This is a genomic window from Nonomuraea turkmeniaca, from assembly GCF_005889735.1.
GTDB lineage: Bacteria > Actinomycetota > Actinomycetes > Streptosporangiales > Streptosporangiaceae > Nonomuraea > Nonomuraea turkmeniaca.
Genome location: NZ_VCKY01000302.1, coordinates 1 through 11152 on the forward strand (window position 1 = coordinate 1; position 11152 = coordinate 11152).

Below are 11152 nucleotides of genomic sequence, written 5' to 3' on the forward strand. Positions count from 1 at the left end.
GCCCCCAGTCGTCCTGCTCCGGGCCTCGTCCCCACTCGTCCCGCTCCGGACCTCGCCTCCAGTCGTCCCGGCCCGCCGCAGGTCCGGCGCCGGTGGGCCGCTGCGGGCCGCTTCCCGCAGGCCGCTCCTGGGGTGCGTCCGGATCCCGATCGGAGTACCCGTGGCCGGGATCGCGTTCGGCGGTCCTGCGGATGCGGGGGTTCCACGGCTCGTCGAGGTCTTCGCTCTCCCCCGCGTCCAAGTCGAGCGGATGCGGCTTCCGACGCGGCTCCTCGGCACGGCGCGGGCCCCACGCGGGCTCCGTGTCCTCTGGAGGAGTACGGCGATGCCTGGCCCCTGGCAGAGGCGGCCAGACACGGTGATCGCCCTCCATGGCACCTCCTTGTCCGCTGTCCTATCACTCCTCGCCACGCGGATCCGGCGAACCGTGATCGCTGTGACAGGAGGTACGGAATTCAGCGGATGCGCCCGGCGAGCACGGTGGCGGCCAACCCGATCACCGCCATGAGGAGGCAGATGACGACGAACCCGGTGGCGATCTCGGCGGAGGTGTGCCCGATGAGGTTGACCAGCGCCCCGCCGACCCCGATCGCCAGCGCGGACCCCAGCATGTCCGTCACGGACAGCGCCGCCGAGTTGGCCCCCTGCTCGTTCACCGGCGACTGCTTGAGCGCCGTGACGCTGATGGTGGCCATGCCGAGCCCCATCCCGAACCCGGCGACGATCCACGCGGGCACCGCGACCCACCCGGCCACACCGGGCAGGACGGACAGCACGGACAGCAGGATGCCCGCGGTCACGCCCGCCGCCCCGAACCTGATCCTCCGGTACGGCGCCACCTCCCGCCGGCTCTGCAGGTACGACCCGGCCGACCAGCCCAGCGCCCCCGTCGTCAGCGCGATCCCCGCCTCCCTCGCGTCGAACCCCTTCACTTCCTGCAACGCCAGCGGGATGAAGGAGTTCACGCCGAAGAAGGCGGCCGAGAAGAACCCGCGCATCAGCACGGTCGTGGGCAGCCCGCGAACGAATCGCAGCGCGCCGGGCGGCAGCAGCCGGTACAGGCCGTAGATCAGGAACCCCACTCCGGCCACCGTCTCGAGAGCACCCTGCACCGGAGCGAGGTGCAGCCGGTCCACCCCGTGCAGGAGCGCCGAGGCCCCACCGGCCGTGGCGGCCGCGGCCAGCGTCATCGCCAGCGGTCGCGACCGCGGACCGTCCCCCGGCCCGTCGTCGGCGGAGCGCGGGTGACGCAGCGCCGGGACGAGCATCACCAGCGCGGGCACGATCAGCGGGATGATCCCGAAGAAGACGTACCGCCAGCCCCATTGCCCCGCCACGGATCCCGCGACGGCCGGCCCGACCATGGAGGGCACCACCCAGGCGGCGGAGATCGCGGCGAACGCCTTGGGTCGCATCTCCGCTGGATAGACCCGCGCGATCATCACGAACAACGCCACGATCGAGGCCCCGGCGCCCAGCCCCTGCACGGCCCGCGCAGCCAGGAACATCATCGCCGACTGCGCGGCCCCCGCCAGCCCCATTCCGGCCACGAACAAGATCAGCCCGGCCACGAACGGCATCGGGTAGCCGCGGCGGTCCGCCCAGAGCCCGGCCACCACGTTCGCGAACAGGCTGGAGATCAGGAAGGCCGAGAAGCTCAGGCCGTAAAGGTCCAACGCGTCCAGCTCATGCGCGACGTCCGGCATGACCACCCCGACCGACATGCCCTCGAAGGCAACGAGCGTGACGACGAGCAGCATGCCGAGGGTGGCGGTGCGGTACGCCGGGCTGAAGATCCGCAGAGGTTGGTGGGGAGCGTCGAGTGCTTTCGGTCCTGTCACCCACACATCGTAATTTGCCGCACAAACTAAATATCTGAGGTGTGCCGGTACACCTTCCACATCTGGTGCATGCGCTCCGCCTGTCCCTGCGTGAACTCGGCCATGCACCGGTCGTGGGCGTAGTCCATGAAGTTCCGCATGGGATCCTGGCCGGGCAGGGCGCAGGTGTCCTTCTGCGCCGGGCACGCCTCGGTCGGCTTGGCCTCCGCCGGGGTGTCAGCGATGCCGTCGCCGGGCTCCTGGCAGCCGTTCTCGAAGGTGTGGAACAGGCCGAGCCAGTGCCCGATCTCGTGGACGCCCGTGAACCCCCGGTTGTAGTTGGTCATCGCGCCGCCGGGCAGGCTGCGCCAGTCGATCACGACGCCGTCGAGCAGGGGCGCGTCCGCGTACCAGTAGGGGTAGCTGGCGAAGCCCAGCATCAGCTCGCTGAGCTGGGCGATGTAGAGGTTGAGCGTGCCCGCTCCGCCCTTGTGCAGGGCATTCTTCATCGCCTGCTCGTGGCCCAAGGGGTCGGCGAACCAGGCGGCGTTGTCCTTGACCGAGATGCTGTCGAGCCGGAAGCGCACGCCGGTGTCCACGCCGCCGAAGGCGCCGCCGTACGCGGAGTTGAGCACCGCGATCTGGCTCTTGACCGCCTGGTCGGAGACCTTGCGGACACCCCGGGTGAGGACGTGCACGCGAGTGGGTACGGTGATCTTCGTCGGCGGCTTGACCCCGGCCAGCCGCCGGTCGATCTCGGCCATGACCTTGGCCACGTCCCCCGGCTTGGGTGAGCGCGGCCCCGGCGTGGTCGTGCGCAGCGATCCGGCGCAGACGTCGGCTCGGGCGGCACCGAGCTGGAGCGGTGGCGCGATCCCCACTGTGAGCAGGCATGCCAACGAGACGGCGGTCGCGCGCCGGGCCATGCGGTCCCCCATGACGGTATGAGCTGGTCAGGGTACAGACCGTAGCCCTACCTGGCGGGATTACCGCTCAGCAACACTCACTGCTTGTTGTCGCCCTTGTCGCCGCCACCCACGGGCAGGCTCTCGTAGATCTCCTTGCACTCCGGGCACACCGGATATTTCTTGGGGTCGCGGCTGGGCACCCAGACCTTGCCGCACAGGGCGCGGATGGGCGTGCCCGTCACCATGCTCTCGGTGATCTTGTGCTTGTCCGCGTAGTGCGCGAACCGCTCGTGATCGCCGTCGCCGTGCGACGTCTGCGGCGTGGTTTTCTGCTCTGGGAGGATCTTCGTGCTCACCCCACCGAGTTTATGCCCCCGCCGTGACCGTCTCCCCACATGCCGGTACGGCCCCCGCCACGCGGCGGAGGCCGTACCGGATGATCAACCCACGTGGACCGGCTGGTTCTCGGTCTTGCGGCCCGCCTTCACGAAGAGGGTCAGTGCCGCGGTCAGCACCGCGATGACGGTGCTGACGAGGAAGGCCACGGACATGCCGTCCATGAACGACTGGTGCACGGCGTCCACGATCGGCTGCGCCACCCCGGGCGGCGCCGCCCCGAACGCGGCCGCCTTCTCCAGCCCCGCCAGCTGTGCGGCCGGGATCGCCTGGGCCGCCGGGCCGAGGTGACCGGGCAGCGTGCTGGAGATCTCGGCGGCCATCACGGCGCCCAGGATCGCCGTGCCGAGCGCGCCGCCGACCTGCATGGCCGACTGCTGCACACCGCCGGCCACGCCGGTCAGCTGCACCGGGGCGTTGCCGACGATGATCTCCGTGGCGCCCACGAACACCGGCGACATGCCGAAGGCCAGCAGCAGGAACGGGATGCCGCTCTCGATGAACGACGCGTCGATGCTGAGCCTGGACATGAGGAACATCGAGAACGCGGTGACCAGCAGACCCGTCGCCATCGTGATCTTCGGCCCGAACCGGCCGAGCGCCATGCCCGCCAGCGGCGAGGCGAAGATCATGCCGGCGCTCATCGGCAACATGCGCAGGCCGGCCTCCAGCGGGGACAGGCCGTGCACGCCCTGGAAGAAGAAGCCCAGGAAGAACATCGCGCCGAACATGGCGAACGCGACCATCATCATCAGCAAGGTGCCGATGGAGATGGAGACGTTCCTGAACAGCGACAGCGGCACCAGCGGCTGCCTGCCGATCCTCTGGGCGACGCTCTGCCAGATGATGAACGCCGCGATCAGCACCACGAACACGGCCACGAAGGTCAGCGTCGTGCTGTCGCCCCAGCCCCACTCGGGCGCCTTGATGATCGTCCAGACGAGCGAGAACATCGCGCCGGACAGCAGCACCACGCCGAGCCAGTCGATCCTGGCCATCGTCTGCGCGCGGCTGTCCTTGATCAGGAAGATGCCCATCACCAGGGCGACGACGCCGACGGGCGCGTTGATGAAGAAGACCGTCTCCCAGCTCGCCCGCTCGACCAGCACGCCGCCCACGATGGGGCCGGCCGCGCTGGACAGGCCGATGATCGCACCCCAGGCCCCCATCGCCTGGTTCAGCTTCTCACCGGGGAACGCGGTACGCAGCAGCGCCAGGGCGGCGGGCTGGAGCAGCGCGCCGAACAGACCCTGCAGCACCCGCAGACCGATCAGCGCGCCGACCGGCGTGACGCCGGGAATGACGTCGGCCAGTTCGGCGCTGAAGCCGATGCCCACCGAGGAGAGCGCAAAGCCGCCCACACCGATGAGGAAGACCCGCTTGTGCCCGAACAGGTCGCCCAGCTTCCCCGCGGTGATCAGGAAGACCGCCAGGGCCAGCAGGTAACCACTGGTGACCCACTGCAGGTCGGACAGCGAGGCCTTGAGGTCGACCTGAATGGACGGGTTGGCGATGCCCACGACCGTGCCGTCGAGCATCACCATGATGACGCCCAGGCTGACGGCGAGCAGCACCAGCCACGGATTGCCCCCTGTCCCCGTCTTCACAGAGCCAGGCGATGGCGGTACGTCGACCGCCTTCGCGTTCGCCATGAAGTCCCCCTCAATACACGTACGCCCACACCAGGGCATAGATCTCGTAAGCCTCCGGTAATGTATGACAGTTGATGACAAATGACAAATGACCTTCATTCGGCATCGGCTGACTTATGGCACACTGTGACAGAAGGGTTTCGAAGGAGTGACCGCTGTGGGTCTTCGGGAACGCAAGAAGGAAAAGACGCGCCTGGCGCTCCTGGACGCGGCGCTCGACCTGTTCCTCGAACAAGGATACGAGTCGACCACGGTGGAGCAGATCGCGGGTGCCGTCGACGTCTCCCCCCGCACCTTCTTCCGTTACTTCACCAGCAAGGATCACCTGGTGCTGTGGTTCCACGACCACGGTGAGGAGATCATGCTGGAGACCCTGGAGTCCCGCCCACCGGACGAGCCCCCGTTCACCGCCCTCATGCACGCGCTGCGCGCGGTGCTGAGCGACATGCAGGGCTCAACGCCGGAGGAGTCGGCGAGGTTCCTGAAACTACGCCGGATCCTGGAGGAGAATCCGCGGCTGATCGGCCAGTCGGTGGCCAGGGGCGCACAGACCGAGCATCGCCTGGCGGAGCTGGTGGCAGGGCTGCGCGGCGCCGATCCCGACACCGACCAGCTCTCGCACCTGATCGTGGCGTTCGCCATGTCCACCTTGCGGGTGGGCTTCGAGTGCCCGCGCCGCGACGGGACGCTGGTGGAGATCACCGACCGCATGAGCGAGACCATCGAGCTGGCGGAGCGCTCGCTCCAGCCGGGCTGGGACCTGCGCTAGTTCATCGTCGGGTCGTCCGGGCACGTGGCCACGAAGGCCAGCTCGCCGGGCTGCCTGCGCAGCACGTGCCGCCAGAGCGAACCCGGATCCGCGTGGAAGGTGTCGCCGACCTCGGAGTCGACGACGTACCAGGCACCTTCGGCGATCTCGCTCTCCAGCTGCCCCGAGGACCAGCCCGCGTACCCCGCGAAGATGCGCATCTGTGCGATCTCGCCCTGCAGGATCTCCGGCGGAGCGTCCAGGTCCACCGTGCCGAGCCGGGACACGGCCGGGGTGCCCGCGTGCAACCGGCGCCAGCCGAGCGGCTCCTCCCCGCTCGGGACCGCCGCCAGCGCCAGCGCGCTGTCGGTCTGCACGGGCCCGCCCTCGAAGAGCACCGGCGGCCCGGTCACCAGCGGGTCCCACACGGGAAGCACCTGGGTGACCGAGATGTCGCTCGGCCTGTTGAGCACCACACCCAGAGTGCCCCCATCGTGGTCGTGTTCGAGGACCAGGACGACGCTACGCCGGAAGTTGGGGTCGTCGAGAAGCGGCGTCGCCACCAACAAACCGCCGACGTAGATCGCTTCCGCCATACATCCATCATGAAGGGTCGAAGGGGGTTCGCGCTGCCCCAGTGGGCCCATGTTACTTTACGCGTTCATATGGGGACCTTAGGTAGTGATCATGAGCCTCGCCACCTACGGGATGAACGCCCCGGCCCGGGCGGCGGCCAGTGCCCGGCGGACCGAGTGTTCGGCGACCTGCGGGGTCACCGGCTCCCGCGTGACCACGAGGCGGTAGTAGAGCGGGGCCGAGACCGCCCGGATCAGCTCCAGAGCGTCGGTCCCCTTGGGCAGCTCACCCCTCTGGACGGCCAGGTCCACGACGCCGGCCCATTCCTCGATGCGGCGGGCATAGAAGTCCCGCAGGGCGTTGGCCGCCTGCCGGTCACTGGTGGCGGCGGCGATCATCGCCTGGAACGTGGTCCCGAGCCGCCCGTCGTTGACCGCCTCGCACACGGCCAGGGCGTTGGCCCGCAGGTCGCCCTCGATCGAGCCGGTGTCGGCGTGCGGCGACGACTGATCGGCCAGCTCGGTCATGAGGTCGGTGACCAGGCCCGCCGGGCTCCCCCAGCGCCGGTAGACCGTGGTCTTGCCGACACCCGCTCTGGCCGCCACCTGGTCCATGGTGAGGCCGTGGAAGCCGTGCTCGACCAGCTCGTCCTGGGTGGCCTCGAGCACGGCAGCGCGCACGCGCGCAGTGCGGCCGCCGGGCCGCACGGTTCCCGCCGAGCGGGAAAGTTGTTCCATCTAGTCTCCTCGTTGGCCTACGGCATGCCCAGCTAACGGGACGGCTATCCCGTTAGCTGTCATGCGTGGGCGGCGCGGGCTGTTCCTGGGCTCGCGTCGTCGGCCGCGTTGTTCGCGGGGGCTCTCCGCGCTGTGGCTCCGAGGAAGCGTTGCCGCCGGCGCAATTCTAGAGCCGAGCGGCCTTCCGCACCGCGCGTTCGGCAATACCGAACCGCACTGCGCTAGGGTGCCGATTGTGGGAGAGACGATTCAGTCGGTCGAGCGGGCCGCCGCGATCCTGCGGCTGCTCGCCTCCGGTCCCCGACAGCTCGGGGTGGCCGAGCTGGCCAGGGCGCTGGGCCTGCCGAAGGGCACGCTGCACGGCATCCTGCGCACGCTCGTCCGCGTCGGCTTCGTCGAGCAGGACCCGGCCACCGGGAAGTACCGCCTCGGGGCTACCCTGTTGCACCTGGGCAGCAGCTATCTCGACGTCAACGAGCTGCGCACCCGGGCCATCAACTGGGCCGACGCGCTCGCCGGGCGGAGCAGGGAGAGCGCCTGGATCGGCACCCTGCACGAGGGCCACGTCCTGGTGATCCACCACGTGTTCCGGCCCGACGACAGCATGCAGACGCTGCAGGTCGGGACGTACCTGCCGACCCACGCCAGCGCGCTGGGCAAGGTCCTGCTCGCCTACGACCCGTACGGCGAGACCCTCGTGCCGCTGCAGCCGCACACCAAGAACACCATCGCCGACCCCGGCCTCCTGGAGACGGAGCTGGAGCTGGTCAGGACGCGCGGCTGGGCGGCCGAGATGGAGGAGCTGACCGAGGGCGAGGTGGCCATCGCCGCGCCCATCAAGGACTCGCGCGGCATCGTGGTGGGCGCCATCGGCATCCGCGGCGCGGTCGAACGGCTGGCGCCGGAGGGGGTCCTGCACATGGAGTTCGTCTCATACGTACGCGACGCGGCCCGCGCGATCACGCGCGATCTCGCCCGCTGAGCAAAACAGTTGAACGCCTCCGGACAACCGAATAACATTTCTCACGTTGTTCGACATTGTCGAACCCTAACCTTGCGAGGAACCCCAGTGCCTCGACCGGATTACGTCGCCGCCATCGACCAGGGCACCACGTCCAGCCGCTGCATCGTCTTCGACCAGGCCGGCCACATCGTCTCCGTCGCCCAGCGCGAGCACCGGCAGATCTTCCCCAGGCCGGGCTGGGTGGAGCACGACGCGGCCGAGATCTGGCAGGCCGTGCAAGGAGTGCTGGCGGATGCCCTCGGCGGCCTGGACGGCCAGATCGCCGCGCTCGGCATCACCAACCAGCGCGAGACCACCGTGTTGTGGGACCGGGCGACCGGGCAGCCGGTGTGCCCGGCGATCGTCTGGCAGGACACCCGCACGGCGCCGCTCACCCACGCCCTGGCCGAGCACGAGCAGCTGTTCAAGGAGAAGGCCGGGCTGCCGCTGACGACCTACTTCTCCGGACCGAAGATCCGCTGGCTGCTCGACGAGCATCCGGGGCTGCGAGAGCGGGCCGAGCGGGGCGAGGTGCTGTTCGGCACGATGGACAGCTGGCTGCTGTGGAACCTCACCGGCCGCCACATCACCGACGTCACCAACGCCAGCCGTACGATGCTGATGAACATCCACACGCTGGCCTGGGATGAGGAGTTGCTGGCCGCGCTGGACGTGCCGCGCGCGATGTTGCCGGAGATCCGCCCGTCCGCCGAGATCTACGGCCGCACGCGGGGCGGCTTCCCGGTGGCCTCGGCGCTCGGTGACCAGCAGGCGGCGCTGTTCGGGCAGACCTGCTTCGCGCCCGGCGAAACCAAGAGCACCTACGGCTCCGGCAGCTTCCTGCTGATGAACACCGGTCACGAGCCGGTCGTCTCCAAGCACGGCCTGCTGACCACGGTCGGCTACCAGATCGGCGACACACCGGCCACGTACGCGCTGGAGGGCGCGATCGCGGTCACCGGCTCCCTCGTGCAGTGGCTGCGCGACAACCTCGGCCTGATCTCCAGCGCGGCCGAGATCGAGACGCTGGCCAAGACCGTGGACGACAACGGCGGCTGCTATTTCGTGCCGGCGTTCTCGGGGCTGTTCGCGCCGCACTGGCGCTCGGACGCGCGCGGCGTGATCGCGGGGCTGACGGGGTTCGTCACCAAGGGGCACATCGCGCGGGCCGTGCTGGAGGCCACCGCGTGGCAGACCCGCGAGGTCGTGGACGCGATGAACGCCGACTCGGGACTGGATCTGACCACGCTGCGCGCCGACGGCGGCATGACCGCCAACAACCTGCTCATGCAGACGCTCGCGGACGTGCTGGCGGTGCCGGTGATCCGGCCCATGGTGTCCGAGACCACCGCGCTGGGCGCCGCCTACGCGGCGGGCCTGGCGACCGGCTATTGGCCGGACATCGACAGCCTGCGCGCCAACTGGCACAAGGCCGCCGAGTGGCGACCGGCGATTGACGAGACCGCCCGCGAGCAGGAATACCGCAACTGGAAAAAGGCCGTGGCCCGCACCTTGGACTGGGTGGAGCAGTAGGAGTATGTCGATGATGATCGCGATGGGGACCGAACGCGCGCGGATCCGCGAGGAACTGTCCAGCGCCACCTACGACCTGCTCGTGATCGGCGGCGGCATCCTGGGCACGTCGGTGACCTGGATGGCGGCGCAGGCCGGGCTACGGGTGGCGATGGTGGATTCGGGCGACTTCGCCGGCGCCACGTCAAGCGCCTCGTCCAAGCTCGTCCACGGCGGCCTGCGTTACCTGCAGACCGGCAACGTCAGACTGGTCGCCGAGAACCACCGCGAGCGGCGTGCCCTGGCCGCCGACATCGCGCCGCACCTGGTCAAGCCGCTGACGTTCCTGGTGCCGATCTACAAGGGCGGGCCGCACGGGGCGGCCAAGCTGGGCGCGGGCGTGTTCCTGTACTCGGCGCTGTCGGTGTTCGGCGACGGCATGGGCAAGGTGATCACGCCGCAGCAGGCGGTTTCCAAGGTGCCCGCGCTGCGTACCGAGGGCCTGCGGGCCGCCGCCGTCTACGGCGATCACCAGATGAACGACAGCCGCGTCGCGGTCATGACCGTGCGGGCCGCGGTGGACGCCGGCGCGATCGTGCTCAACCACGCCGAGGTCGTCGGCCTGCGCAAGACCGGCGGCACCGTGACCGGCGCCGACCTGCGCGACCGGCTCGACGGGAGCGAGTTCGGAGTCTCCGCCCGCCTCGTGCTGAACGCCACCGGGCCGTGGGTGGACCACCTGCGGCGGATGGAGGACCCGGACGCGGCCCCGAGCATCCGGCTGTCCAAGGGCGCGCACCTGGTCCTGCGCCGCCACGAGCCGTGGAAGGCGGCGCTGACCACGCCGATCGACAAGTACCGGGTGTCGTTCGCCATCCCGTGGGAGGACCACCTTCTGCTCGGCACGACCGACGAGGCGTACGAGGGCGACCCGGCCGAGGTACGCCCCACCGAGGCCGACATCACGCAGATCCTCGACGAGGCCGGGCATTCCGTACACGAGGAGCAGCTCAAACGCGAGGACATCACCTACGCCTTCGCCGGGCTGCGCGTGCTCCCCGGCGGCCCAGGCCAGGTGGCGGCGGCCAAACGGGAGACCGTGCTGAGCCGGGGCAAGGGCGGCATGTTGTCGGTGGCGGGCGGCAAGTGGACGACGTACCGGCACATCGGCAGGCACGTGCTCGACATGCTCGCCCATCTGCCGGGGCGGCCGCTGGGCGACGACCTGGCCGACATCCTGCCCGCCGTGCCGCTGCCCGGGCTGGCCAGCCCGGACGCGGTCGCGATGCGGCTGTGGACGGACCGCGAGCGGGGCGCCCGCATGGATCCCCTGGTCGCCAGGCATCTGGCCACGCACTACGGGTCGATCGCGTTCGACCTGGTCAGGCTCATCCGCGAGGACCCGGCGCTGGGCGAGCGCATCCACCCGGACGGGCCGGACATCTGGGCCCAGGCGATCTACGCACGCGACCACGAGTGGGCGGCCACGGTGGACGACGTCGTACGCCGCCGCACGACGCTCACCGTACGCGGCCTCGACACGCCCGACGTGCGGGCCAGGATCGCGCAGTTGCTCGGGCGTGCCCCGCTGAAGCCCTAGGACGCTGGTGTAAAGCAGGTCATCCCAGCTGAGGATTTTCGGGGGAGCTCGTTGGATGGCGCTATGCAGGAGTGTCGGAGTCCATGCTCGCGGCGGGGTCCTGCCGGTTGTGCGGGTCTGTGCGGTTGTCCACAGGCCCGCTGAAGGCCGTCACCTCGTCGCCCAGACCCCTTCCTCTCGGGTGAGGTCCCTGGTCAGGC

10 protein-coding genes and 1 pseudogene are annotated in these 11152 nt (G+C 69.7%); 4 read left to right on the top strand and 7 right to left on the bottom strand.

Annotation, left to right across the window (positions count from 1 at the left end; translation table 11 throughout):
* The 5 genes and pseudogenes from ETD86_RS57620 to ETD86_RS48280 form a co-directional block, all read right to left on the bottom strand.
* A pseudogene (locus tag ETD86_RS57620) lies at window positions 1-373 on the bottom strand (hypothetical protein); the annotation flags it as partial.
* An 82-nt stretch (window positions 374-455) separates the two neighbouring features.
* Window positions 456-1841 (bottom strand): MFS transporter, encoded by a 1386-nt coding sequence (locus tag ETD86_RS48265; protein ID WP_246149399.1) that lies wholly within the window; start codon window positions 1839-1841, stop codon window positions 456-458.
* A gap of 26 nt (window positions 1842-1867) precedes the next feature.
* The gene (locus ETD86_RS48270; RefSeq protein ID WP_246149402.1) at window positions 1868-2746 is read right to left on the bottom strand and encodes a zinc metalloprotease; all 879 of its coding nucleotides are present in this window, start codon (window positions 2744-2746) and stop codon (window positions 1868-1870) included.
* A gap of 77 nt (window positions 2747-2823) precedes the next feature.
* Window positions 2824-3084 (bottom strand): DUF3039 domain-containing protein, encoded by a 261-nt coding sequence (locus ETD86_RS48275; protein WP_138673344.1) that lies wholly within the window; start codon window positions 3082-3084, stop codon window positions 2824-2826.
* 84 nt (window positions 3085-3168) lie between these two features.
* Window positions 3169-4776, bottom strand: a complete 1608-nt coding sequence (locus ETD86_RS48280) for an MFS transporter (RefSeq protein WP_138673345.1) — start codon at window positions 4774-4776, stop codon at window positions 3169-3171.
* A gap of 157 nt (window positions 4777-4933) precedes the next feature.
* On the opposite strand from ETD86_RS48280, the gene ETD86_RS48285 reads away from it, so the two are divergent.
* Window positions 4934-5545, top strand: a complete 612-nt coding sequence (locus ETD86_RS48285; RefSeq protein ID WP_170223690.1) for a TetR family transcriptional regulator — start codon at window positions 4934-4936, stop codon at window positions 5543-5545.
* On the opposite strand, the gene ETD86_RS48290 is transcribed toward ETD86_RS48285, so the two are convergent.
* Both ETD86_RS48290 and ETD86_RS48295 read right to left on the bottom strand, forming a co-directional pair.
* Window positions 5542-6120 (bottom strand): YqgE/AlgH family protein, encoded by a 579-nt coding sequence (locus ETD86_RS48290; RefSeq protein WP_138673347.1) that lies wholly within the window; start codon window positions 6118-6120, stop codon window positions 5542-5544. The genes ETD86_RS48285 and ETD86_RS48290 overlap by 4 nt on opposite strands.
* A gap of 105 nt (window positions 6121-6225) precedes the next feature.
* Complete coding sequence (locus tag ETD86_RS48295; protein ID WP_138673348.1) at window positions 6226-6837, bottom strand: TetR/AcrR family transcriptional regulator; 612 nt, start codon at window positions 6835-6837, stop codon at window positions 6226-6228.
* A gap of 235 nt (window positions 6838-7072) precedes the next feature.
* Here ETD86_RS48295 and ETD86_RS48300 point away from each other — a divergent pair, with 235 nt between their 5' ends.
* From ETD86_RS48300 to ETD86_RS48310, 3 genes are all read left to right on the top strand, one after another.
* Window positions 7073-7819 (top strand): IclR family transcriptional regulator, encoded by a 747-nt coding sequence (locus ETD86_RS48300; RefSeq protein ID WP_138673349.1) that lies wholly within the window; start codon window positions 7073-7075, stop codon window positions 7817-7819.
* Between the two features lie 87 nt (window positions 7820-7906).
* Window positions 7907-9373: a glycerol kinase GlpK gene (glpK, locus tag ETD86_RS48305; RefSeq protein ID WP_138673350.1), complete on the top strand. Its 1467-nt coding sequence runs from the start codon at window positions 7907-7909 to the stop codon at window positions 9371-9373.
* A gap of 10 nt (window positions 9374-9383) precedes the next feature.
* On the top strand, window positions 9384-10952 hold the full coding sequence (locus ETD86_RS48310) for a glycerol-3-phosphate dehydrogenase/oxidase (RefSeq protein WP_211370786.1): 1569 nt from the start codon (window positions 9384-9386) through the stop codon (window positions 10950-10952).
* Window positions 10953-11152 lie beyond the last annotated feature (200 nt).